This window comes from Flammeovirga sp. SubArs3 (assembly GCF_947387565.1).
Classification (GTDB): domain Bacteria; phylum Bacteroidota; class Bacteroidia; order Cytophagales; family Flammeovirgaceae; genus Flammeovirga; species Flammeovirga agarivorans.
Genome location: NZ_CANDOA010000005.1, coordinates 573,745 through 599,684 on the forward strand (window position 1 = coordinate 573,745; position 25,940 = coordinate 599,684).

The window sequence follows — 25,940 nt, forward strand, 5'->3', positions numbered from 1 at the left end:
GGAGTATATGCTAATATAATGGTATCAGAGTATTAGAAAATAAAAAAGAGGTAGTATTATTTCCACCTCTTTTTTTATTTGAAATTTAATTCACTACTTCTTCTTTTTGGAAGGGAGTGATTAATGGATATTTTTCAGCTTTAAGTTTAGCACTGCTTGGACCTCCTTTATATTTTAAGATCCAACCACTTTCTCTTGATTTCAACTCATAATATTCAGGATATAATTTTGAAACACTTAGGAAATATTTATTGGTTCCCACTGTCAAGATTGATGTATAATCATTTGGTACCCTTAACTCCAGTCTAAATGATTTATCGACTTTTACCTCTTCTCCATTAAATGTGATTTTACATTCTCCGTTTACCTTCTTTGCAAAAACAGTTATTAAAGCTTCCTTTTTTGCCGTCTTTAACTCTGGCGCAGGGTTTCTTTCCATATAAGACATAATGATTTGTTTCACACTAGAATGCCAAGAACGGGTGAAACCTGGAGCATTTAGCTCACTTACAGATATAGGATCATCGCCTAAATACTTTTCGAATAAATCTATCGTTTTTTGCTTATCACCAAATTGGAGGCCTGTTGAAGAAATAGCTTCTGCTTCTACATCATCACCAATATAATAATATGTAGTAGTGTATGAATTTTGACCATTAACATGTGTACTTATAGTATAGTAAATATTGAATTTACTTTTATACAATAGATACACTTTTTTGACTTTGTCTTTAATACTTACAAAATGATAGTTTCTATTACTACTAGATGAAAAATAATAATCTACCTCTTTGTAATTGATAAATTTTCGTTCTCCACCAATGGTTGTGAAATTTACTGTACCATCCTTTTTTACATTACAAGTTGAAATTGCAATGAAATTACCGCTTTTTAATGCTAAAATATCATTTGCTAAAGTACTAACTGTAGTCACAAAGAATAAGATCACCAGTAGGTATAGTGATCTGGATAAATAGAAGTTCATAATAAAAAAATATAGTTTGCTATATACAAGTATACCCAAAACACTACTACAAACAAAAAAACCGTTGAAATAACATTCTTGACAATGAATTTCAACGGTTTATCTATTTTTAAAAGTAATTCCTATTGGTAAATTACCTTCTTTCTTGTCTTATCGCCCATTGGTACATTTTCCCAAACAAAGTGTCCATTTACTAATGGATAACCTGCTCTAACGATGTCACTATTACCATTACTTTGAATAGTATCCACAGTAAAGAAACCTAACTTCTTAGCAAACAAGATATGGTATTCTTCTACCTCTCCTAAAGGTTTAAAAGTTCTATCTTTAACCTCTAACTGTTTCCACTCCAAGTACTGCGGTAATGTATATTCATGGAACATAGTACATTCTCTAACAATACTAGGGTTAAGGTTTTTCACTGTTTGAGTATAAGACAACACTTGTGTCATAATATCACCGTAGTCATCCGCCTCATCGCCAAGTTCTAAACTTTGAAGTAAGTTTAAAACTAATGTATTTTTATACGTTCTTTCTTTTGGTAACCAACTTACATTAAATACAAAGAACATTACTCTTGCAAAGAATTGTTTCTTGTACTCAAATAACTTAGCATCTAATTCTGTATTATCATATTCAATGATATTGTTGTTAGCCAACACTAAGAATTTACCAATTGTTTTTACTAAGAAATTCTTAATACCAAATGGCTTCTGATCAATCTTTCCGTCCAAAAAGATCTTCTTAGAAATGTTATCACTTTCGTCTAGTTCTTCAATGTCGTGGTGCATTAAAAGAACATCCATTAAAATAAGTAGATTCGTAATATCTTGGATTACCATCTTCTTATCTTGGTCGCTTGTGATTGATTTTTTCTTGAAGTAAGGATTTAATGTCAAATCGTATTGCTTATTAATCCTATCACTTATTTTTTGTAGTAAAGTAAGTACGTTACTGCCGATCACTCCGTCTTCCTCGTTACCCTCCTGAACTGGCTTTGCAGCAACTTTACGAATAAACTCAAGAATTTGATCGTTTGCAGTTTCTAATACTGTAGATTCTTCTTTATCTTGACCTTGGAAGTCTGTCCACCCAGATACCATATATTCTAGCATCTTGCTAACACCCTCTCTAGATTCGAATTCGACAGCTATATATTTAGATAATTGACTAACTTTTCCCATTAAATTAACTTTACCAATATTTTTAAGACTGCAAATCTACTAAAGATATTGTGGATAATAAATTTTGCTCCTACTTTTCTCTTTGAGGTAAAGACTTATTAAAAAAGATTTAAAATAGACTATAAAATTAATACAATTGGGAAGTAATCGATTGTATACACCAATATCTAATTTCCTGTGATGGTCGACTTGCCACTTTTACTGATCCTATTCGTTTGTACTTCCTCACTACGATCAATCAAAGCGATGAGTCCAAGTACAGGCCCAATTACTAAACCTATTAAGTATTGCATTGAATCTGTATTTTCACTTAAATATTGAATACATTGGATACTAATAATGGTAATCAAAAAGCCAATACAGTTGACGATCGTTAAAGCAGTACCTTTTAATGCAGGTGGTGCCGTTTGGGCTACAATAGTAGAGAATAAAGGAGAATCTGCAATTACAGTCATCCCCCAAAACAATAAAAATAAAAAGAAGGTCAGAAAAGATCCTACGGTAAACATCATTGGAGAAATCAGACAACAAAACCCTGAAAATAACAATGCCAGTAGTGCCACTTTTCTCACCTTAAAACGTAAGGATAAATACCCAGATAAAATGCAGGCTAAACTACCAATTCCAATAACTAAAAATGAATAAACAGGTATATTGATAGTCACCTGAGGGTGCATCAAATTATAGGCTTGAAGCATAGCAGGAACCAAAGCCCAGAACGTATATAATTCCCACATATGTCCAAAATATCCAAAAGCAGACTTTCTGAATTCTTTATTCTTAAATACTTGAGAAATTGCACTTAATTGTAACTTTTGGCTTGATGTCCTATACGGACCATCTCCTACAAAAAGATACATAGAACCTCCCCCTATGACTGCCAATAAGGAAGTCGTCATAATCACGAATTCCCAAGGTAGATCTCCTTTAGCTCCTTTAAGCAAATGAGGTAATGCCGTTCCTAACACCAAAGCCCCTACCAAAAAACCTAATGATTTTCCTAGCCCCTGTTTATAATAGTCCGCCGCGATTTTCATCCCTACAGGATATATTCCTGCAAGAAAAAATCCAGTCAGAAACCTTAATACAACTAGCGTTTCTAAGGTATTTCCAGCCCATGTCATGCCTCCATTAAACACTGCTCCGAGTACCCCACAGGCAAAAAATACCTGGACAGGAGAAAAACGATCGGCAATTGAAAGAAGTGCAAATACAAGTGTTCCAATGATAAAACCAAGTTGAACAGAGGAAGTGAGATAACTCAAAACATTATTCTCCAATGAAAAACTATTGATCAATTCAGGCATCACAGCATTACTTGCAAACCATAATGATGTGCATAAAAACTGAGCAATAACAATAATGTGAAGAATGTATTTTTTAGAGTTCATAAGTTATAGTTCTTGAATGAGTACAGTTAATGTAAACTAATTGGATAGTATTTCTGTTTTCTTTTCTTGTTGTTTTCTAAGTGTTTTAGCCCTTTTATCTTCCCCATCATGGCTCCACCCAGGTGATTTGAACAGATATTTAAGTTTATCTGACCATTTATCGGCTCTTTGAATATCTTTCCATATTGCCGCATATTCATGAGTAGCGACCTCAAGTGGTTGATAGGTTTCTATATTCACAGTTAATCCATAAACAGGCTTTTCGACCTCTTTTTGTTCTTCTGCAAAAGTACCAAAAAGTCTATCCCAAATAATTAGTATACCGGCATGATTACAATCTAAATAGCGAATATTTGATGCATGATGTACTCGATGATGTGAAGGCGTATTAAAAAGAAATTCAAACCATTGAGGTAACTTATCTACCATTTCGGTATGTACCCAAAACTGATAAATCAAACTGATTCCCATCATGGTAAATATCATCAAAGGATCGAACCCTAACAATGGAATCCAAACCCAAAAGAAGAATTTATGTACCCTTTCTCCTACACCTTGTCTTAATGCAGTTCCAAAATTCATGTATTCTGACGAATGATGAGTGACATGCCCTGCCCAAAAAATTCGCAATTCATGATTAAGACGGTGAAACCAATAATAGGAGAAATCATCAGCAAAGAATAAAATTACCCAAGCCCACCATTGTCGTTGTACAATGTCTTTCAATGGACTTAGCTGATATAAATAAACAAAAGCGATAAATGCGATTACTTTAGGTACAAATTCTACAATTGCAGAAAATACCATCATTGTTAAAGACACATAAGTATCTTTTTTCAGATAGTGTTCTTTCGCAATTTGATATTCTACGATTATTGCAAAAATAAAAATTGGTAATGCAAAATATAATAATTTGTCCTGAGAGAGTTGTTGGATGTATTCTAATGTCGTCATGGTTTAGGTCGAATTGGCTAAATACTTTATAGCAAAATTTGTACAAAATATTTAAAACCAAGAAAATAACTCATTCAATTACCTTCTATGTTGAATAGTAATTCCTTTAGCTATAAAACCATTATTGTATTATAATGTTATTTCGAGTGTAAACGACTCACCTTCTTAAAACCATCTAAATAGTGTTTCAATTGAATCGGATGGTTTGTCTTTGACCATTGATATACCGTTTTATATTGATATTCTTGGTCATTAAAACCGACAATGGGGACATACTTAAACCCTTTAATATTAGGTGTGTAAATAAAAATTCTATCCGTTAACTCTTTTGTATGCTGTTTGTAAAAAGTGGTCATTTTTTCTTTTAGAACATCCTTTTTATCCATATTATAGTGCATGCCTTCCAACATATTCTTTAGGACATCAGCTTCTAACCCTCTCATTTCTAGAAGGTCCATTTCCGTTTCCCAATTTGTCGTCTTATTTCTTTGTATGCCAATCACTATAATTTTTTCGAAATCTTGATTCCTAAAACGTTCGTACTCTAACACTGCTTCAATTGGAATATCTTCTTTCGTTCCTCCATCAATATACTTTCTATCATTAATAATAGTATGAGGAAAAACATGAGGCATCGCACTTGTTGCCTTCAATGCTTCCACCAAGTTAGTAGTGACCTGATCATTCATTCTAAAGCCATCAATATTTGTGATTCTGACGAGTTGCCCCCTTTTTTTATCCACAGTAGAAATAATAGTCGGTAACTGAATCTCCTTTATTGAAGAATAACCCATAGTCTCTACATATACTGCTCTGAGAGTAGAATCAAATGGTGATAAATCAACAGGAAGGTGATGATCAGGATTGATAAAAATATCATCTTCTTTTAGTTGGAATAAAATAGACCTCACTTCTTTAAATGATATACGTCCTTCTTTCACTCCATCTATAATTACTGCATTTAATGCTCCAGCACTAACACCTGCTACAAGTTGAAGGTTATCTAACTCTCCTTCTTCATAAAGACGCTCAATTAATGCTGTTTCTTGTGATATTCTGGATGCTGCACCGATCACTACCAAAGCAGTTCCTTCTGGATTCTTTTCCTCTGTTACCACTAATTTTTGGCTACAAGAGATAAAAGCTACTAGTGGTAGAATAACACTTATTACGTATTGAATAGATTTAAACATGATAATGAGATGTAATGTGATAAATAGGTAAATGTGTGTTGTTTATTGATTGATGTTACAAAAGTCGGCAATGTTGAATTAAATGATTGGTGAAAAAAGTAAAAGAATTAGTAAAAAATACTTTAATAACTCTATTTTAATTATCAGACAAACAGCCTATTAGATTATCATGTAAGAATCCTTTGTCAAAGTCATTTATTGCTATCGTCTTCTCTATTATTTTTGTAGAAACTTTACTTAAGCACTCTATGTACACTAAATTAATAGCAACTATTGCTGTAAGCTTGCTTACATGTAATCTATTTGCTCAAACCGACTACACTTTAAATGATGACGACGTAATCGTATATAATGGTTACATTCAATTATGTTCCTATTCTTTTGAGAATCCGAATATCATCATCCCATCTACCTTAGACGGACAAGAAGTTATAGGCATTGAATCTTATAACACTCCTAATCAAGGAGTTTTCTATAACAAAGGAATTCAAAAGGTTACACTTCCTGCATCATTAAAAGATATTGGTAATTATGCCTTTATGCAGAATCAACTTTCAAGCATTCAATTGCCTGAGTCTGTAGAAAAAATTGGAATTGGAGCATTCAGAGATAATCAACTCGAAGAAATTTCATTAGAAGATCATATTACCGCTATAGGTACATCCTCTTTTAATAATAATGCCATTTCTAAAGTCACATTAGGCTACTCTACTATTGATGTAGGTGATTCTGTTTTTGCAAAAAATGAGATCGAAACACTCGAAATACAAGAAAAAGTTAGAGTGATTTCTACTCATATGTTTGCTGAAAATCAGTTATCGGTAATTCAGCTTCCAAGTACAATTCAATACCTTAAACAAGGGGCTTTTTCGGATAATGAACATGCTTCTGTTATCCTTCCAGAAAATTCTGACCCTGCCTATACACATTGGTTATCTTCTGCTACAGAAGAAATAGACTCAGGATACAAAATTATTGATTTTGACAAAGGGTATACTGCTATCTTAAAATATACACTACAAGACCAAGATGTGACAGTAGAACAAGGTAGTATCACTTCAGTTCAATACGACGAAAAATACAATGACATTACTATTCCTTCTCAATTGGATGGTCAAGATATTATTGAATTACAAGGTGCTGAAAGTTCTAAGAATGGCTTATTTTATAAGAAAAACATCCACTATTTACAGTTCTCGCCCACATTACAAAAGATTGGTGACTACAGTTTTTATAACAATTGCATACATCAACTTTCATTGGCAAATGGCATTGAGGAGGTAGGTAAATCTGCTTTCTATGAAAATCAGCTTCAACAATTAGACCTAGGAGAGATAAAGGCAATTGGTAGACATAGTTTCAGTAATAACCAACTAAAGAGTATTTCGATTCCCGGTAGTCTGAAAGTGATAGGTTATGGATCATTTTCTAGAAATAGTATGGAGCAACTGACTATCCAAGAAGGCGTTGAAGTAATTCTTGAAAGTGCTTTTAATAGTAATAAGCTCAAACAAATTTCAATACCTTCTTCTGTAAAACGAATAGATGACTTGGCTTTCATCCATAATGATATTGAAAGTGTCACCTTTAATGAAGGTTTAGAATCGATTCATTATGAAGCATTTGCTTATAATAATATCAGAGAAGTTCAGCTACCTTCCACATTAGATACTTTAGTCAATGATGCTTTTGAAGGGAATTATATAAAAGAAATCACTTTACCTCAGCCAGATAATTTAGAAGATTTCCTCTATTGGGATGATCCTGCAGGTGATGAATTCAACGCTCCTGGAGATGTCATCAGTACAACGGGTGAGTCACGATATACCCAATATTATAAATCTATTTTAGATGACTTTTTTATCGTAAGAGATGGGGTAATTACAGGTACAAATTTCTATCTCAGTGAAATAAAAACCTATCACATAAAATTACCTTCTGTGATAAGAGGTCAAACGATCATTGGCATTGGAAAAGATGGTCTAAGACATAAAAACATCAGGGCAATCAAACTACCTGAAACCTTAGAATTTATAGATGAATATGGTTTAGGATTCAACTACATCAAAAAGATTGAAATACCAAAAAATATTAAAAGAGTTGGAAAAGGATTTTTAAAAGGAAATAGGATCTCTGATTTATCCATTAAAACAAACTCATTCACTGAAATTCCTTCTGAAGCTTTCTATGGTAATCAATTAACACAATTGCATTTACCTTCTTCAGTGAAGTCGATTCAAAGTGAAGCTTATAAAGGTAATAATCTAGTAGAAATCGATCTATCTAATATCGATGAATTAGGAGAAGACGCATTTTCTTATAATGATCTTACTACTGTTACACTATCAGATCAATTGGAAGTTATTCCAACTAAGTGCTTTGAGGGGAATAACCTCACCACGGTAAATTTTGGTAAGAATATTACAGAAATAGGCTATTATGCTTTTGAAGATAATGCACTCCAAAATGTCAACTTACCATCTAGTATACGGTATATCAATCATTCTGCCTTCCGTGGTAATGAATTAACATCGATAAAACTACCAGCAATATCTGAGGAAGATTTTATGAATTGGCACCATGGTAATGAAGAAGCCTTAAAAGATAATATCTTACGTTTAGATGATTATGGATCTCACCAAGAAGTATTTGCTGCTTATATATACACTTTAAAAGAGAGTGATGTACAATTAAATAATAATCAACTGATTAGAATAACAAGTGATTTAAAAGACAAACTTTACATCAAATTCCCATTTAAAATAGGTAATAAAAGTATTTACCAAATCGGAAGTAATGATGGTAGATCTATCATGAATGGGGCAAAACCCTATAAAATTATTATCGAGGAAGGCATAACAAAAATTGGGAAGTATGCCTTTGAATATGCCAACACTTATGAGGTTGAACTACCGTCTTCTTTAATTACCATTGATAATAATGCATTTAAACACTCGAAATTAACGACACTTGTTATTCCTGAAAGTGTAAAAACAATTGGGAACAATGCCTTCGAATATGGAGATATCGCTTCGATTACTATTCCAAAAAGTATAAATGAAATTGGAAGTTATGCATTTGAAAATAATGAGATATCAGCAATACATTTCCCGAAAGAAAACGCCCAATTAAAGACTTTGGGATATCATGCATTTCATCGAAATCAAATTAATCAATTAGAACTACCTAGTTCTTTAGAATATATAGGTGTAGGATGTTTTACAGAAAATAATATCTCATCATTTAAATTACCTAATATTCAAAAAGATGGTTTTGTAGAATGGTATTCTTCAGGCCAATTTTATGCTAACAATGCTGTTGTTAATAATGAAGACGTATCTTTTGAAGCCTTATTTTTAGATACTTTAAGTGGCAATGATGCTACCTTAGAAGATGGAATTATCACACATGTTAGCTCTTACAGCAATTCAAATTTCTGGCATTTATATATTCCTAAACAATTAAATAATAGAAATGTAATAGGTATAGGTTCAGATGTCTTAGATAAAGCCGGTATTAGAACCCTAATTCTAGAAGAAGGAATTATATCAATTGGTGATAATGCCTTTAAGGATAATTATATCAATACACTAGAATTACCTCAATCATTATTATCTATTGGTGCCGGTGCTTTCCAAAATAGTGGATTGAAGAACGTACACCTTCCAAACAATATCCAACTAATAGAGGCGGGAGCATTTTATGGAAATAAAGAGTTAACCTCTTTTAAACTTCCTATGTCAAAAGATAGCGATTTTGATTATTGGCTGAGTGGAGATAATGTTAAATACAACAATGGCGAAGAGGTGAATAACTTTTTTGTCAGTTACTTAGCGGTATATAAAGGCGACAGGCCACAAGGAAAGCCCGAGAAACCCACCGATTTACCTGATGTAGAACAACCACAACTTTCAGTTTTTCCAAACCCTACAAACAATGCCGTTTATATTAGAAATCTTGAACAAGAAGCAAAAGGCAGAGTACTCAATGTAGAAGGAAAAGTAGTGGATGAAATTACGATCACTCCAATAAATAATAAGATCGATTTAAACTACAAAAAAGGGGTATATATTATTGAATTAATCCTTGATCAGAATATTGAGGTTTTCAAAGTAATCAAGAATTAATAAAGCAAACGAACTAAATATTACTAGAATGGTAATCACAAAATATTTCAATAGAATAAGTAGCATTTTGGGGATGGTCCTACTGATGACTACCTCAATACAAGCACAGGACGATACATTTACTTTAACAAGCAATTCTACCTATGTTGTCGATGGTGTGATTAAAAGTGTCGTCATTGATGATAAATACAAAAAGATAATAATACCTGAGTTTCTAGATGGGCAATATGTAACTGGAATTGACGATGATGTATTTGAAAATAGAGGCTTAGAAGAAGTCCAATTTCCATCTACGCTCAAGATGATTTACAATCATGCATTCATCAATAATAACCTTAAAACAGTCGTTTTACCTGAGAGTTTAGAATATATTGGTAGGTATGCATTTGTCAACAATCCTGATTTTGAGGCCGTATATCCCACTTCAGATAGTCCAGATTTTATTGGATGGTACGATTCGTACACTGGCATTACTCATGTTGGCGAGGAGAAAATAGAAAACCTCACTAGTACCAAATACAAACGATCATATTATACCCTTACAGATGACGATGTTATCATGGAAGAAGATACCTTGGTAGGGCTCACAATTACTCCCAATTTTAAGGATATTATCATTCCTGAATACTTACAAAATCATCCAGTAAAAAGTATTAAAGCCTATAATAGTGGAAATACTGGTTTTTATGATAAAGACATCTTTTCTATACAATTTCCAAAACAGTTAGAAGTGATTGGTAGGTATGAGTTTGCCAAAAATCTCATCTCAGAAGTTAAGCTTCCAAAAAATGTTATTGCTATCGAGTTCTCCTCTTTTTATACCAACAAACTCGTCACCTTTGAATTCAATGATGGTTTACAAGTGATTGGAGAAAGTTGCCTTAGTAATAACCCCAACTTACAAAAGATGGATATTCCCAACTCTGTCATCCGAATCGAGAAAAAGGCATTTTGGGGTGCAGAATTCAAAGAAATCACTTTACCTATAGTTGATGATGAAAATTTTATTGATTGGGGAGAATATAAAGGAGGAGAAACAGTACATTATACCAACTACAATGATACTTACATTGCAAAGTTCAAGTATACTCCAACCGACGATGATGTGATTGTTCGTAATGATACTTTAATATCAATTAGTTATCCTGATAATGTCTCTCAAATTATTTTAAATGAAAATTTAGACGGGCAAACTCTACGTTATATTGAAACAAAAAAATCGAATCAACGATTTTATCATCTAAAAAAGATACAACTCCCTGCAACTTTAGAATATATTGGAGATAATGCTTTTTCAGGGAATCAATTGGAAGAAATTACTATTCCTGACCAAGTACATTATATTGGTCGTGAGGCATTTTATAGTAATCAACTGACGAGCATAAAGCTACCATCACAAGTAGACACTATATATGCTAAAACATTTGCCTTTAACGAATTGACATCTTTAACACTACCAGGTAACATAAAGTATATTGATGAGGAAGCGTTCTATTCTAACAATATCCAAGACATCACATTTTCAGATGGATTGGAATACATTGGTTATAGATCATTTATGTATAATAAATTGAACACAGTAACATTTCCAAATAGCCTTAGAACTGTTAGAGAATATGCATTTACGGAAAACCCAGATGTCACACTTACTTTCCCTAAAATAGATGACCCTAATTTTATTGGGTGGTTCAATGAAAGTACAAAAAGCCAATTGACTTCAAATACCACAAAAGAAACCAACGATAAATACTCAGTGATATTCAAAAAGATCATCGATGAAGATGAAATCATTACCGATGAGGAGATGAATATTATTGATGTAAAACTCGATTTCTCAAAATACAAACACCTAGAATTCCCAAATAAAATTGATAACAAATCCATTAAAGGAATACGTTGTGATTTATCTTCTAAAGGATTAGTTGGTGTAACGTTACCTTCTGATTTAGAATATATTGGACATGGTGTTTTTACAAATAATGCAATTCAGAACTTAACACTTCCTTCAAAAGTAAAAGTGATTGGCACTTCTGCCTTTATGAATAATAGAATTGCAGAAATTACTTTGCCGGATGAATTGGACTCTTTGCATAATAGTGCATTTCAAGAAAATGATTTATCATCTATAGAAATACCTTCAGGCATAATGTATATTGGAGAAAGAGCCTTCTCAAGTAATCAATTCTCTTATTATACTGTTCCCAAAAATTCTAATCCTGGATTTAAATATTGGTATTCACAAACTTCAACAGCAATTGAAGAAGGTGCTCAAGTGTATACCTACTATCCACTTTATGCAAAAATTGCCTATCAACTAACAAGTAATGATATCACTGTAAAAGATGGGTATATCACAGCTTGTTCTTATAATGGAGATTTAAAAATTATTGATATTCCTGCTCAGATTAATGGCGAAGTAATCAAAGGAATTGCAGACAAGCCTTACGAATCAGGTGTCTTTGGTCAACTTGATCTTCAAGAAGTGTTCTTCGATTCCAATCTAAAATATATTGGAGATTTTGCATTTGAAAACAATAAGATCGACCATCTGAACTTTCAAGAAGGCTTACATCATATTGGAAAAGGTGCATTTATTGAAAATCAGCTCAATCCATTTTATCTAAAGCTTCCTTTTTCAATTAGAATGATACAAGCTTCGGCCTTTGCAGGAAATTCAGACCTTACTTACTTCAACCTACCACGAGATCCTGATGATTATTATAATAGTGTGGAGTGGAAAGATAAGAGTGATCAAAGGTTCTATTCTGGATACCAAGTCTATAATCTTTTCTCTTATTACACTACAGATCTAAGCTATTCGGAAAAAGATAAAGACGAGGTGATTACTTCTACAGATGAACTTGATCAAATGCTCGTTTTCCCTACCCTTTTTCAAGAGACCGTACAAGTCATCAACTACCCTCCTAATGCAAAGTATTTCTTATTTACCACAGATGGTAAATTGATTCAACAGGGTAATGTTTCTCCATCTATCAATATACAAAGTTCAAAAGGTATGTATATTCTGAAGATTGGTTCTGGAGAAGACGAAAAAAGCTTTAAGCTAATAAAACAATAACTTTATAAATGTCCATTTTGTAAAAGGCTGCCAAACAATAATACATACTATTATTTGGTAGCCTTTTTTATGTTCCTAATTTTTAAAGCTCCGACGTATCTATTAAGTTCGTTATATATACCTATCTCTTTTTCATGTACCCGACGATTATATGATGATCTACTTCCGACTTTTTATTATTTCGCTTCTTCTTATCTCTTCTAGTATCCATGCCCAACAATATAAAGGGATGGTCAATGATCTACTGATTTCAAAAAGTAATCATCTGATCTGGATCAGTGATAATGTACATTCTGATGTACGAGGAGTTTCAATGATTAATGGTAAAGAAATCGCTTTTCTGCCTCACCAATTTTATGTGAAAAGGATTTTCGAAACATCGGATCATATCATCACAGTCAATGACCAAATCAGATTCTGGAATAAAAAGAATTATGCATTAGAAGATTCAATATTTATCGGTCATGGTAATGATATCGCTCTATCCAATGAGAACACCTTAGCTATCGTAGCCTATCCTGGAATCCGTTTCGTCAACCTTAAAACAAAAGAAATTAATGATTATCAAAGTCAGACTACAAATGTGTCTTTAGCTAAAATTAAGTTTAGTAAGGATGGAAAAAGGACATTTATTGTGGATGCTGTAAATGTTTTCGAATTAATAGGAGATCAATTGGTGGACGTCTTCACTTCGAAAGAATATATAAAAGGTTGTCAGATTAATGAAACGGGAATTCACTTACTACTTTCACCCAATCAATTCACATCAAATGAAAATACATCGATTAAACATATCAGCTTTAACGGTGAAGAAATAAATCATATATATCTAGATAAAATTCCACACCTCAAGATAGGTTTTGGAGAACTTTACCCTTATAATACTAGCAATTACCCTCTATTTGAAATGATCGGTTCGATGTACCTTGTACAAACGACCAATGGTATTATTGGAGTATCTGAAACTTGGAAACAATACCTGATCTCGGGGTATTGGGACTTACCTTATGAGAATATTAAGTTCAAACAATTTGGTAATCTATTTGCCAGAACTGATGGGAGTAAAATCACTGTATTAGACCTTTTTGGAAGTGTGCTATACGAGGAAAATATAGAAAGTTTATATACTTCTTTCAATACAAATAAATTAGATAAGGTAAGTTTACTATACAATCTATACCTTATTGGTAATGATGGAAATAAAAACATCAAACATGAGTTTACTTGGTCAGATTATTTACTCCCTTTGGCTGTTACTAACGAGAAAAATTTTGTAACCTTCCATAAAAATGGGGAGGTTAATGTCTGGGACTTTAATGATTTATCTAAAAAATACTCTTGGTCAATACCCGGAAATATGCGTCCTTTATCTGCTATTTACCATCAGACAAAACCTCATATTTACTGTATTTTCCCAGATTTAAAAACTGTAAGAGTATACGATAACCAAGGAAAAGTTATCCTAGACAAAGAACTAGAAATTGAGTCTTTTCCAACGTCTATCCTTTCGTATAAGGACGGTATAATTATAGGTACGTCGAATGGGTCTGTATATAAATTTAATGATAACCTTGAATTACTTTCTACTCATAAAAATCTATTTGGAGAAGCTGTTTCATCAATTGCATTTATAGAAGATAGCCAAGAATTACTGTTAGGCTCAAGAGGTAGATTAATCCGTTGCCCGCTATCCATTGGAGAAATTACAGATGAGCAAGTAACAAAAGTACATACAGGTTATATTACAGATTTAAGTACTCAACACTTCAATGGCCATGATTTCTTGTTGACGAATTCATTTTTTGACCCTACGGCACTTCTATGGGACCTCAACACAAAGAGCTTAATCAAATCATACCATCAGGATAAGAATATTCAATATGCACAACTTATCGATAGTCTTAATGTTCCGATGAGTGTAGATAGCATCGGTTTCACATACGATGGAAATACCCAACTCGTAGAACAACTTGATAGTCATAAACCTGAAGTTTACCTTCAATCCACAATTTCGTCAGGAATAAAGAAGATTTTGTTTAGTAAAGATCAGAATCTAATACTAGCTCTATCAAAGAATATTGTGTACATATTGGACATGAAAACCAGAAAAATCATTACACAGATTCAAGGGAAGGAAGATCTAATTAATGATGCTTTTCTAGATAAAAACTCAAGAGATGTAATTATCACTAATGGGAAAAACCTAGTCACTTACGATATTGCCTCTGGGAAGAAAATTAGAGAAATCGACTTCAATCATGTAGGAAATTTAAGTATTCATAAGATCAAAAAAGTACCAAATACTCCCTATATTTTTGGTATCAACATGCATGGATGGAGCGACCCTTATGTTATCCATGGCAACTCAGGCAAGGTACTCACGACATTCAGTATCCCAGTGAAAGGAAATAGAATTTTTGATATACAATTTTCCAAATCAGGAGCATTAATGGCTGTATATACAAATAAAGAAGTGGCTGTATTTAAAGATTACTTCACCAAAAACCCAGTTACAGTTTTTAATTATGAGCGGAATTCAGAAGTCTCATTTTCTACAATGAATCTGGTCAACCTAGATGAGGAGAAACACCTTGTAATGTTTGTAGGAAAGGTTGATGGACGTACCTGTACTTTAGTCTACGATTATGAAAACAAGCAGGAATTGAAAATTATAAAAGATAATTTCTTGGCCGAAATTGTTGAAGGAACGATTACGTATGGATATGATAATGGAATTCATCAAGTAAATATTGTTAATGACGATATCACTAAATTCTATCACAATAAAAAATTCATAGGAGAGTTGTCTGCCTTAGGATATAACAGTAAATACGACATTGTAGTTGGCGGCGATACTTTTGGAAATATCAAGCTGTTTGATAATAAAACGAAGAATGAATTATCCTCTCTTGAACGTTTTAAAAACGATATTTATAATTTCAGAAAATACAATAATCACATTGTTTATAATCACAAGCAAGGATTATTTTACATTGATAATAAACAGCTTAAAAACATTAAGATCGACAAGGCTTCCAACTATCCTTTCAATGTAGATCTATCTGAGGATGAAAACCAAATGATTTATCTAGGACATTCAGATTTAACATCAAAACCCTATGTCTATATCGAAAATTTATCAACGGGTCATTCTGAAAAGCTATTTAGACTTCCTGTAGAAAAAATTCAATTAGGGAAATTTTTATTAAGAGGTAATCATATTATCTACACCTATAACTTAAATGAAAAAAGATACTTCGCTGGGTATGATATCGCATTAAAGAAAAACTATGAGATTTTTAGTACTGAAGTAATCACCAATTTAGATGATCAATCGGATCAAAATACCTTTTTTTTAATGGAATTAACCAAGGATCAAAAGGCAAATAAAATCGAAACTAAGCTTGTAAAGTATGATGTGAAAAGTGGAAAACGCACTAAACTAAATGCTATTGATTACCCTTTGTCTGAATATCAGGAATTTAATAAGAAGGACTTACAGAAATACTTTAAAAACTACCAACTGCTGGTCGATAAAGGATATCAAATATACCAGACAAATAATGGTATTAATATCTATGATTTTAAGAACAAACAATTTGTACTGAAGAATTTTAAAAAGATTAAGAATAAACTCTTTAAATACCATATACCTACAAATACATTGTTTATCATTAGCACTAAAAATGAAGTTATCAGCTATGCTATTCATGATAAACAACAGGAAGTACTTTTTACCATCGATAGTAATATTGAGAATTTAGAATTGTCTGAGGATGAACTCTATATTTTAAGTTCTGATGAAAAAATTAGCGTATATTCTTTAAAAGACCATGTTTTAAATTATCAACTTCAATCTTCGGGAAATGACGGTTTGAGTATTATTAATAATGAAGGGTATTATATGTCGGACAAAGGTGCCGTAGATAATGTTCTATTTAAAAAAGGGCTAAATGTTTATCCGTATGATCAATTTGATGTATGGTTTAATCGACCTGACTTGGTTTTAGAAGGCATTGAAGGTACTGATAAGAATTATATTCATCAGGCACAGCTTGCTTTTCAGAAACGCTTAGAAAAACTAAAGCTGAGTGATCAATTTCCAAAAATCGATGCCCTGCCTACGGTTGCTATTCATAAAGATAAAATCCCTGTTAGTGTTGACAGCAAACCATTCTCTTTCACAATAGAGGCAAAAACAATCGACCAGTCGAACATTACAACAGTAGATGTTTGGGTAAATAACGTCGCAATCTATGGAAAAAAAGGTCTTCAATTAACAGCCCCTTCTTCCAATATCAGCAAAGAAATAACTCTTACATTAAATGATGGGAAAAATAAGGTAGAAGTTGCAGTACGTTCAGATAATCAAAATACATCCTTAAAAGATGAGTTTTTTATCGATTGTGAATCACAAACTTCGAGTACTTTTTATGTTGTTAGTATTGGTATTTCACACTACAAAGACAGCACCATGAACTTACAATACGCAGATAAAGATGCTAGAGATATCGTCAGTGATTTAAAAGAAAAAGGGCATCATATTACTCCTATCTTGTTGACCAACGAGGAAGTGACGAAAGAAAAAATACTTGCTATCAAGGAACAATTGCAGGGTACTCAGGTCGATGATAAAATTCTCCTTTATTATGCTGGACATGGTATGTTGGATCTGAATTATGAATACTATTTAACCACACATGATATTAACTTTAGACAACCTCAGAAGTTGGGACTGAAATATGAGGATTTTATTGATATTCTGGACGGTATTCCTGCAAGGAAAAAGCTAGTGATTATCGATGCTTGTCATTCTGGTGAATTGGATACATCTCCTACCTCACCTCTTGCTGAAAATAATGAAGTGAAAATTGTCTCTTCTTATGCCAGAGGGCTTGTTCCCAAACTCCCTCTACCCACTACTTCTTCTTTTGAATTTATGCAGAATATTTTCACAGATTTAAGAAGAGATACAGGAGCAACAATTATTTCAAGTGCAGGCGGAAATGAATATGCATCGGAAGGTGAAGAATATAACAACGGTCTATTTACTTATTACCTTAGACAGGCTATTTCTAAAACAGTAGCAGACGATGATAAAGACAATAAAGTAACTGTGGAGGAACTTTTAAATTATGTATCAAAAGAGGTAAAAGAGCAATCAGATGGAAGTCAGCAGCCCAATGCAAGGCGAATTAATCATGAAGAGAACTTTATGTTGTGGTCGACTCCAATGCAGTAAACAAAAATCCCGAATAGAAATAATCTATTCGGGATTTTTGTTTAGTCCTCATCAGTGAATTCAAACTTTTCGCGAATCAACTGAATATTTTCTTCATCAGGTACTTTACTCTCGAAGGTATATTCATAGACACCTACTCTAGACAGCTGTCCTTTTCCTTCGGATGTTTTATAATGATAATCCAGTTCCAAATAATGACTCAGGTAATGGCCGATATTAGGTCCTCCATTAGCATTGATCATGGAAATGATTTTTTTGATAGCCACTTCTTCTTGTTCTTTAGTAGGTTCCTGCATTGTATAATTGGTTTTTAGGTTCTTTATATCATTTTAATAAAATACCCATTCAATCACAAATACTGCATACCACTAGACATTCTTTTCCTCTAAAAACAAAACGAAGGCTTGCTTAGATGATATTTACCAAAATTTAGGATCATCTAAAGCTGGAGCACAAGTATTTTTTCCTACCATGGGTGTAATCTGATCCGATTGTAAAGGGGCAGCTATCCAACCAATAGGAAAACTTAGATGATGAGGGGAAGTAATTACCTCTTCTGTAATTTGCTGGAAACCTACTCTCGAATAAAAGTTAGGATCACCATAAGAAACCACTGTTTCTACTCCATCAACCTTTAACAGTGAAAATGCAAAATTGATCAATTGCTGACCTATTTTCTTTCCTTGATGTTTTGTACTAACAGCAACAGGAGACAATAAATAGGCATTAATATTTTGCTCGTTACCAAACTTTGTAAGTAAAATACTACCTATAAATTCTTGATCATCTTTAGCTACAAAAACTCGGATTTCGTCTTTAGGAGTGGTCGTTAACAATCCATGGACCAATTGCCCAATATTTTTACCTTCTGCTGCTCCTTCAGCATCTCCAAAAGTTTGCTGAAATAGTGTTTCAAGATTTTTGATTTCAGCTTCGTATGAGGTTAATTCTAAATATTCCATGGATTAATAATTGGTGTTTTATAATGAAATAAAGATAACAATGATGTCATCAAAATCAATACGTATGAGGTCACTTTATCTCAACAATAAACCTTAATACAACGTTCTTTCTTGTGGGTTAAATCTATAACAGATGTGATTTATTCGGAGATTTTTCATCGGATATTACTTCAATCAAAATATATATAAGTTATTTCCTACCTTTGGTGACATATTTTTATTGAAGGAAAGAAAAATGCAGGAAGAAGAGAAAAAAAATATTAACGAAGCTGATATTGAAAAGTGTACTTCTATCTTGGAAGATATACTTGAGAATACCAATATATTATTCGAAATACCTGAGGAGAAACGTATTGCTTTAATGAAGGCGGCAGGGAAACTTACAAGACCCAACCGTGATGAATTTGAAAGTAGACGTAAGGATAAAAAGAAGGCGGCCAAAAGAAAACAACAAGAAAAAGACCGTCATGCTCGTAAATTCACAGGGATTAGAAGTGCTAGAGAAAATCATATTTTCATTGCTCCAAAAATTCTTGAAGAACATAACATTCCTGTTGATATGCCACAATTGGAATCTCCGAGAAACTGTTATGTATGTAAAAAGGAATACACTCAATTGCATCATTTTTATGATCAGATGTGTCCTGAGTGTGGAGACTTTAACTATGCAAAACGCTTCCAAGAGGCTGACCTCACAGGGCAAATTGCCGTAGTAACAGGTTCGAGATTAAAGATTGGTTATCATATCACACTCATTCTACTTCGTTCAGGAGCAACTGTTGTCGCTACAACTCGTTTCCCTGTGGATTCTGCAAAAAGGTTCTCGAAAGAAGAGGATTACCATGTTTGGAAAGACCGCTTAAAAATTCATGGACTTGACTTAAGACATATCCCAAGTGTAGAAATATTCTGTAATTATATAGAGCAAAAGTACGGTCGTTTGGATATTCTTATCAATAACGCTGCACAAACAGTAAGAAGACCTTCTGGTTTCTATGCTCATATGATGGACGATGAGGAAAAGCCTTTCGCATTATTAGCTCCAGAGACACAACACTTGTTATCTGAACATCAATATTGTTTAGAACAGCTACAAGATTTATCTGAAGATAGCTCTAGTGCAAAAAATAGACGCTTACCTGTAAAATGGAGTACTACAGAAGCAGGTATCGGTATCCGAGCTTCCGCAAAACTTTCACAGATTCCATATAGTTTTGATAACTCCATTCAAACAAAAGAAGTCTTCCCTGAAGGTAAATTAGATGTTGATTTACAACAGGTAGACCTTAGAAAAACCAATAGCTGGAGGTTAAGAATCGGAGAAATTGAAACACCAGAAATGGTAGAAGTTCAATTGGTTAACTCTATTGCACCATTTGTATTATGTAACCGTTTATCTAAGTTAATGCAAGCTGATAATACGGGTAAAAAACATATTATTAACGTATCTGCAATGGAGGGTAAATTCCACCGTTTCCATAAAGAAGACCGTCATCCACATACCAATATGGCAAAAGCTGCATTGAACATGTTAACGCATACTTCAGCTGCTACTTTAGCCAAAGAAGGTATTTACATGAATGCGGTTGATACGGGATGGGTAACAGATGAAGATCCTGCTCATATCTCTAAGAAAAAAGAAGAAGTACATGATTTCCAACCGCCATTAGATATTGTGGATGGTGCTGCCAGAGTACTTGATCCACTGATCGACGGTATCAATTCTGGAAAACATTGGTCTGGAAAATTCTTAAAAGATTATTTCCCAATTGATTGGTAGAATCATATTGTAATACAAAAAGCACCATCGATGTAATATCATCGGTGGTGCTTTTTTATTTTAGTGAAATCTTGATTTATCCTCCCATTTAAAACATTATCTTATTCTTGTGATTATTAAGAATAGAAACCTGCTTTAATATCATGATTAAAATCGTTACCACTACCCTATTGATTATGCTAACTTCATTAATACTAAGTGCTCAAGATCTTAAAAAGTATCGATGGGATAATAGAATAATTATTGTAAAATCAATCAGTTCAACTAATCACCAGTTTCAAAAACAGTTGAAAGAATTTCAAGGAAATGAAGATGGATTAGCAGAAAGGAAAATCGTACTTTTTGAAATAGTTGGAGGTAAATATAGGACCACAGATTATACTTCAGATTGCCATTTATCAGAATGGAAAACGCTCTCAAATCCACAACTAAAGCTAACTTCTAAATCCGACTTTGAAGTAGTCTTAATAGGTTTGGATAACGGAGTAAAATTAATGCAAAATGATCTATTCACTTACGAGGACCTTTGCCGAAAAATAGATAGCATGCCCATGAGAATGGCGGAAATAAGAGGAGCAGAATAAAACTTAAGAAAATGATTCCTACTTGAAAAATGAACCATTTTCTTAAGCCGTAAAGTTTATTGAACTATATCTTTTTCAACTCATCGATTAGTACATCCGAGTTAGGTCTTTTAGTATAATCCACTGAAAATTCAGCATAAACGATAATTCCATCTTGGTTGACAATAAATCGAGCAGGTACCGGTAATGACCAAGAGTCTTCACCATTATAAGTAGGTAGATTTATATTGAATTGATCATTATACAAAGACTTTAATGGTTCTTGTAATTCCCATCTTAGCCCAAACTGTTCTGCCACCTCATTCCCCTTATCGCTTAGTAGATCATAGTTTAAATGTTGTCTTTCTACTATTAATTTATTGTTATCAGCAATCTGAGGAGAGATGCTAACAATTGTTCCTTTCAGTTCAGAGATTTCCTTAGAAAATTTATTAAGGTAGGCCAAGTCTGTGTTACAATAAGGACACCACACTCCTCTATAAAAGGTTAATACTAGTGGTCCATTCTTTAATAATTCTTCGCTTGAAACAAGCTCGCCTTCTTGATTAGGTAAAGAAAATATTGGAGCTTTTTCTCCTACTTTTAAAATTCCTTCACCAATGCCTGAATCTTCAAGGCCCTTTGTCGCTTGGTGCATAATTTTGACATACTCTTCTGGCATGCCTCCTTCTATTTTCGCTTTTAAACGGTCTAAGCTTTTTTGAAGTTCCATAATACTCTTTTACTTTGATTTATTGATTAATTCTTCTTTAATATGATTTTCGAAACGTATAAAATCATTTTCAACTTCAGGGTTTTTCATCACATCATAAGAAAAGAAAGTGGCAAGGGGTTCTAGTCCAAACCATTTAAAATTCAAATGCATAGGAAGTAATAAATCATCCTCTGAGATTCCATTAAAGAATTTCTCATCAGGGTTATTAAAGGCTTCTTTTGGAGCATTTGCTGTGACAGAAAACATATATTTACCTTTCAATAACCCACCAAGGCCATAATTTTTCTTAGGGTTCTCCGAAGTTCTACCATCACCTTTCGACATACTACCCATCATTCCTAGTGTAAGAACATCATCCAAGTATTTCTTAAAACTCCATGATACACTCATCCAATTTAAAGGGGTTTGTACAAAGACAATATCCGCCCAGATAAATTTCTCAACCTCCTCTTTTACATCATATTTTTCTGATGCAGCTGTTTCTTTTATTTCGAAGTTTTCTTCGTTTAAAATCGTTTTTGCCTTTTCAATAAAAGATGCATTCAACTTTCCCTCAGAGAATTCGTAGTACTGATGTCCGTTAATTATTAATATTTTCTTCATGTCTTTAAAATTGTTTTGTACATTAGTTTCACAAAGAAACCATCAATAGTTTATATTTGAAACTATAGAAGTTGAATTCTAAAAAAAAAGTGGTAACCAAAATGTAACCTATGGGAAGAAAAGTGATTGACAATCCAAATATGTGTTCATTAGTCTATGCAATGAACGTTATTGGAGGGAAGTGGAAACCAATAATTCTTTATTTATTAGCAAATGGAAGTATGCGATTTGGTAAACTTTTGATGTTTACCCCTACTATATCTAAAAAGGTATTGACTGAACAATTAAAAGAGCTGGAGGAAGACGGGTTAATCATTAGAACTAAATACCCTGAGGTACCACCTAGAGTAGAATATTCGCTATCTGAAAAAGGGAAAGGTTTGTTACCTGTATTAAAAGCTTTAAGTGATTGGACTTTCGATACGTTTGAAGAGGAGAATTTTGAACAATGTAGAATTGTAACATTATAGCACTGTAGATCTACTTTGTATTAAACAAACGACACCACTCTAGATCATAGAGATTAGATAATCTATTAGTTATCTCTTTTTAATTAAAAAACTAATAGTGAAATTAGAATACTTAATACTAATTAGAAATAAATTACAAAGTCCCTGAAATGAACATATCTGATAAAGCCCCTGTTGCTCCATACTTTCCCAATGAAAACCGATACGAGAAAATGGAGTATCAACGTTGTGGAAACAGTGGTATTTTATTGCCAAAGATCTCTTTAGGCTTGTGGCACAACTTCGGTTATAATGACCACTTTGGTAATGCAAGAAACATTCTTAGAAAAGCATTCGATCTAGGTATCACACATTTAGACCTAGCCAATAACTATGGGCCTCCTTATGGATCTGCTGAAGAAAACTTTGGTAGGATTCTCAATATAGATTTCAAAAGTTATAGAGATGAACTATTTATTGCCACAAAAGCAGGGTATGATATGTGGCCTGGCCCTTATGGCAATTGGGGATCTAAGAAGTACCTGATAGCTAGTTTGGATCAAAGCTTAAAAAGGATGGGATTGGAGTATGTAGATGTATTTTATCATCATAGACCAGATCCAGAAACCCCTTTAGAAGAAACGATGAGTGCTTTATCACAAATTGTAAAACAAGGAAAGGCACTATATATAGGTTTATCTCGCTATAGTCCAGAAGACACAGAAAAGGCAGCAAACATGTTGCGAGAGATGGGTACTCCTCTATTAATTCATCAATCAAAATATTCTATGTTTGAAAGAGAAGTTGAATCTGCCTTAATGCCAAAATTAAGTGAATTAAATGTGGGGTCGATTGTCTTTTCTCCTTTGGCTCAAGGCATGCTAACAAACAAGTATGTCAATGGTATTCCAGATGATTCAAGAGCGAAGAAAAACAATACATATCTCAACTTAGAAGCAGTAGAAGATAAACTGGATCAAATTAAAGCATTACACCAAATCACATTGGAAAGGGGTCAAAAGCTATCACAAATGGCTATTGCCTGGTTACTCAATAATCCGTCTGTGACGACCGTTCTTGTAGGTGCCAGTTCACCACATCAGTTGGAAGAAAATATTGGAAGTCTATCACAACTTCAATTTTCGGACGAAGAATTGGAAAAGATTGAAGCTATCTTGAAATAAAAAAACTCCCTGATTTCCATAAGTAGAGATCAGGGAGTTTTTATTTATTCTATTGAGAATATTAGAAACCAGGGGTTGGTTCAACATTTGGATTTCTTTGTACTTCCTCTAAAGGGATTGGAAAGAAATTATGTTTTTCCTCATGGTTTTGTGCATAAGGTTGTTGAGCCATTTCTAATTGCTCTTTAACGATTCCCCAACGTACCAGATCATAATATCTCGAATTTTCACCAATGAGCTCAATCATTCTTTGCTTTCTGATTTCATCTCTCAAATCAGTACCTGATGCATTTGAATTTGCTAATCCAGCTCTATTTCTAATTCTATTGACTAAGTTTAAAGCTACTCCTTCATTACCTAATTCGTAATTTGCTTCGGCCTGCATTAAAAGAACATCAGCATAACGCATTAGAATAATATCAACTACAGAACGGTTAATAGAAATCGATTCTAGAGACTCCACATATTTAATGCTCATCTTAAATTCAGGGTTTAAAAATTCAATAGTTTGCCCATCAAATTCTTCACCATGCTCTAATACAGATGCCGCTTTTCTTACATCACCAGCCTCTAACTGATTCATAAAATAATTTGATACACTTGCCATATTCCAGCCCCCTTGAAGATCGCCAGGAGCCATTGCTACACCAATTTGATGATACAATCCTAATGCATCCATTTGCTCCTCAGTATAGCCTCTAGAGAATAATACCTCAATATTTTGCTCCAATGTCCCATCAAACATTCCTCTATATTGATCACCATCCACTAGGTCATGCCCTGAAATTTTATTGAAAGCTTCCACTGCATTTTGGTAATCACCCATATAAAGGTGTGCCTTACCTAAAAATGCATTTGCAGCATGTTTTGTAGCTCTTCCCCATTGGTCTGCATCCCAATCTGAAGGTAAGTGTTGAGCAGCAAAAGCAAGGTCCTCTACTACTTGATCAAATACCTGTTGCTTTGTAGATGTCCCTAACTGAAGATCTTCAGAACTTTCTGCTACAGTTACAGGCATAATGATCGCATGGAAATTCATCTGTAAATTCAAGAAGTAGAAGCCTCTTAGGTATTTTGCTTCAGCAACTAATTCGTTCTTTTCGTCTTCGGAAAGCATTTCCATTTCTGGAACATTGGCGATAACATCATTCGCTAACTTCACCCCTTTGTACCAATTCGTCCACAACTCAGAAGGTACACCGTCCGAAGCTGTATTATTAAAGCCTACAATTCTAGCTAAGTAAGACCATGCTGTTGTTCCATTTTCAGGAAATAGGTCGTCCGCTCTAAAGTTTTGTGGTAGGTAATAGTACTCATGGTATCTCCAGCCATTGGCTGAAATGTATGAGTAAGCTGAAGCCAAGTATTTTTCCGCTGCCTCATAGCTTTGCCATACCTGATCCGTTGTAGGTTGATCCGGTGATTCTTGATCTAAGTAATTATCGCAGGCACCTAATGAAAATAGTGCTACAAAAGCGAATATATATATTGATAATTTTTTCATTGTC

17 protein-coding genes are annotated in these 25,940 nt (G+C 33.4%); 7 read left to right on the plus strand and 10 right to left on the minus strand.

Annotated features, from left to right (window positions below; all coding sequences use genetic code 11):
• Positions 1–85: 85 nt before the first annotated feature.
• The 5 genes from QL232_RS16750 to QL232_RS16770 all read right to left on the minus strand — a co-directional run bounded on the left by QL232_RS16750 (position 86) and on the right by QL232_RS16770 (position 5,707).
• Complete coding sequence (locus QL232_RS16750) at positions 86–985, minus strand: hypothetical protein (protein ID WP_281615008.1); 900 nt, start codon at positions 983–985, stop codon at positions 86–88.
• Positions 986–1,107: 122 nt separating this feature from the next.
• The gene (locus tag QL232_RS16755; protein ID WP_281615009.1) at positions 1,108–2,169 is read right to left on the minus strand and encodes a hypothetical protein; all 1,062 of its coding nucleotides are present in this window, start codon (positions 2,167–2,169) and stop codon (positions 1,108–1,110) included.
• Between the two features lie 167 nt (positions 2,170–2,336).
• Complete coding sequence (locus QL232_RS16760) at positions 2,337–3,560, minus strand: MFS transporter (protein ID WP_281615010.1); 1,224 nt, start codon at positions 3,558–3,560, stop codon at positions 2,337–2,339.
• A 36-nt stretch (positions 3,561–3,596) separates the two neighbouring features.
• The gene (locus QL232_RS16765; RefSeq protein WP_281615011.1) at positions 3,597–4,514 is read right to left on the minus strand and encodes a sterol desaturase family protein; all 918 of its coding nucleotides are present in this window, start codon (positions 4,512–4,514) and stop codon (positions 3,597–3,599) included.
• Between the two features lie 137 nt (positions 4,515–4,651).
• On the minus strand, positions 4,652–5,707 hold the full coding sequence (locus QL232_RS16770; protein ID WP_281615012.1) for a patatin-like phospholipase family protein: 1,056 nt from the start codon (positions 5,705–5,707) through the stop codon (positions 4,652–4,654).
• A gap of 248 nt (positions 5,708–5,955) precedes the next feature.
• Between QL232_RS16770 and QL232_RS16775 the strand changes: the two genes are divergently transcribed.
• The 3 genes from QL232_RS16775 to QL232_RS16785 all read left to right on the plus strand — a co-directional run bounded on the left by QL232_RS16775 (position 5,956) and on the right by QL232_RS16785 (position 18,155).
• The gene (locus QL232_RS16775; RefSeq protein WP_281615013.1) at positions 5,956–9,834 is read left to right on the plus strand and encodes a leucine-rich repeat protein; all 3,879 of its coding nucleotides are present in this window, start codon (positions 5,956–5,958) and stop codon (positions 9,832–9,834) included.
• Positions 9,835–9,862: 28 nt separating this feature from the next.
• Positions 9,863–12,913 carry a leucine-rich repeat protein gene (locus tag QL232_RS16780; protein WP_281615014.1) on the plus strand — a complete coding sequence of 1,017 codons (3,051 nt, stop codon included), beginning with the start codon at positions 9,863–9,865 and terminating at the stop codon, positions 12,911–12,913.
• Between the two features lie 151 nt (positions 12,914–13,064).
• Complete coding sequence (locus tag QL232_RS16785) at positions 13,065–18,155, plus strand: caspase family protein (RefSeq protein WP_281615015.1); 5,091 nt, start codon at positions 13,065–13,067, stop codon at positions 18,153–18,155.
• Between the two features lie 41 nt (positions 18,156–18,196).
• On the opposite strand, the gene QL232_RS16790 is transcribed toward QL232_RS16785, so the two are convergent.
• Both QL232_RS16790 and QL232_RS16795 read right to left on the minus strand, forming a co-directional pair.
• Positions 18,197–18,451, minus strand: coding sequence for a hypothetical protein (locus QL232_RS16790; RefSeq protein ID WP_168885052.1), 255 nt, complete (start codon positions 18,449–18,451; stop codon positions 18,197–18,199).
• A gap of 123 nt (positions 18,452–18,574) precedes the next feature.
• Positions 18,575–19,117, minus strand: a complete 543-nt coding sequence (locus QL232_RS16795) for an N-acetyltransferase (protein WP_281615016.1) — start codon at positions 19,115–19,117, stop codon at positions 18,575–18,577.
• A 235-nt stretch (positions 19,118–19,352) separates the two neighbouring features.
• Between QL232_RS16795 and QL232_RS16800 the strand changes: the two genes are divergently transcribed.
• Both QL232_RS16800 and QL232_RS16805 read left to right on the plus strand, forming a co-directional pair.
• Positions 19,353–20,897 carry an SDR family oxidoreductase gene (locus tag QL232_RS16800; RefSeq protein WP_281615017.1) on the plus strand — a complete coding sequence of 515 codons (1,545 nt, stop codon included), beginning with the start codon at positions 19,353–19,355 and terminating at the stop codon, positions 20,895–20,897.
• Positions 20,898–21,040: 143 nt separating this feature from the next.
• Positions 21,041–21,481: a DUF4174 domain-containing protein gene (locus tag QL232_RS16805; RefSeq protein ID WP_281615018.1), complete on the plus strand. Its 441-nt coding sequence runs from the start codon at positions 21,041–21,043 to the stop codon at positions 21,479–21,481.
• Between the two features lie 64 nt (positions 21,482–21,545).
• Here QL232_RS16805 and QL232_RS16810 read toward each other — a convergent pair whose 3' ends face one another.
• Positions 21,546–22,193, minus strand: coding sequence for a peroxiredoxin-like family protein (locus tag QL232_RS16810; protein WP_281615019.1), 648 nt, complete (start codon positions 22,191–22,193; stop codon positions 21,546–21,548).
• Positions 22,194–22,202: 9 nt separating this feature from the next.
• Entirely contained in the window at positions 22,203–22,799 is a 597-nt protein-coding gene (locus QL232_RS16815; protein ID WP_281615020.1) for an NAD(P)H-dependent oxidoreductase, read from the minus strand.
• A 110-nt stretch (positions 22,800–22,909) separates the two neighbouring features.
• On the opposite strand from QL232_RS16815, the gene QL232_RS16820 reads away from it, so the two are divergent.
• On the plus strand, positions 22,910–23,269 hold the full coding sequence (locus QL232_RS16820) for a helix-turn-helix domain-containing protein (RefSeq protein WP_168885046.1): 360 nt from the start codon (positions 22,910–22,912) through the stop codon (positions 23,267–23,269).
• Between the two features lie 149 nt (positions 23,270–23,418).
• Positions 23,419–24,432, plus strand: a complete 1,014-nt coding sequence (locus QL232_RS16825) for an aldo/keto reductase (RefSeq protein ID WP_281615021.1) — start codon at positions 23,419–23,421, stop codon at positions 24,430–24,432.
• Between the two features lie 61 nt (positions 24,433–24,493).
• On the opposite strand, the gene QL232_RS16830 is transcribed toward QL232_RS16825, so the two are convergent.
• Positions 24,494–25,936 carry a RagB/SusD family nutrient uptake outer membrane protein gene (locus QL232_RS16830; protein ID WP_281615022.1) on the minus strand — a complete coding sequence of 481 codons (1,443 nt, stop codon included), beginning with the start codon at positions 25,934–25,936 and terminating at the stop codon, positions 24,494–24,496.
• Between the last annotated feature and the right edge of the window lie 4 nt (positions 25,937–25,940).

What these genes read in the sequence shown, in the direction of transcription:
- QL232_RS16750 (WP_281615008.1), bottom strand. Translation starts at nt 985, where the DNA reads ATGAACTTCTATTTATCCAGATCACTATACCTACTGGTGATCTTATTC.
- QL232_RS16755 (WP_281615009.1), bottom strand. Translation starts at nt 2,169, where the DNA reads ATGGGAAAAGTTAGTCAATTATCTAAATATATAGCTGTCGAATTCGAA.
- QL232_RS16760 (WP_281615010.1), bottom strand. Translation starts at nt 3,560, where the DNA reads ATGAACTCTAAAAAATACATTCTTCACATTATTGTTATTGCTCAGTTT.
- QL232_RS16765 (WP_281615011.1), bottom strand. Translation starts at nt 4,514, where the DNA reads ATGACGACATTAGAATACATCCAACAACTCTCTCAGGACAAATTATTA.
- QL232_RS16770 (WP_281615012.1), bottom strand. Translation starts at nt 5,707, where the DNA reads ATGTTTAAATCTATTCAATACGTAATAAGTGTTATTCTACCACTAGTA.
- QL232_RS16775 (WP_281615013.1), top strand. Translation starts at nt 5,956, where the DNA reads ATGTACACTAAATTAATAGCAACTATTGCTGTAAGCTTGCTTACATGT.
- QL232_RS16780 (WP_281615014.1), top strand. Translation starts at nt 9,863, where the DNA reads ATGGTAATCACAAAATATTTCAATAGAATAAGTAGCATTTTGGGGATG.
- QL232_RS16785 (WP_281615015.1), top strand. Translation starts at nt 13,065, where the DNA reads ATGATGATCTACTTCCGACTTTTTATTATTTCGCTTCTTCTTATCTCT.
- QL232_RS16790 (WP_168885052.1), bottom strand. Translation starts at nt 18,451, where the DNA reads ATGCAGGAACCTACTAAAGAACAAGAAGAAGTGGCTATCAAAAAAATC.
- QL232_RS16795 (WP_281615016.1), bottom strand. Translation starts at nt 19,117, where the DNA reads ATGGAATATTTAGAATTAACCTCATACGAAGCTGAAATCAAAAATCTT.
- QL232_RS16800 (WP_281615017.1), top strand. Translation starts at nt 19,353, where the DNA reads ATGCAGGAAGAAGAGAAAAAAAATATTAACGAAGCTGATATTGAAAAG.
- QL232_RS16805 (WP_281615018.1), top strand. Translation starts at nt 21,041, where the DNA reads ATGATTAAAATCGTTACCACTACCCTATTGATTATGCTAACTTCATTA.
- QL232_RS16810 (WP_281615019.1), bottom strand. Translation starts at nt 22,193, where the DNA reads ATGGAACTTCAAAAAAGCTTAGACCGTTTAAAAGCGAAAATAGAAGGA.
- QL232_RS16815 (WP_281615020.1), bottom strand. Translation starts at nt 22,799, where the DNA reads ATGAAGAAAATATTAATAATTAACGGACATCAGTACTACGAATTCTCT.
- QL232_RS16820 (WP_168885046.1), top strand. Translation starts at nt 22,910, where the DNA reads ATGGGAAGAAAAGTGATTGACAATCCAAATATGTGTTCATTAGTCTAT.
- QL232_RS16825 (WP_281615021.1), top strand. Translation starts at nt 23,419, where the DNA reads ATGAACATATCTGATAAAGCCCCTGTTGCTCCATACTTTCCCAATGAA.
- QL232_RS16830 (WP_281615022.1), bottom strand. Translation starts at nt 25,936, where the DNA reads ATGAAAAAATTATCAATATATATATTCGCTTTTGTAGCACTATTTTCA.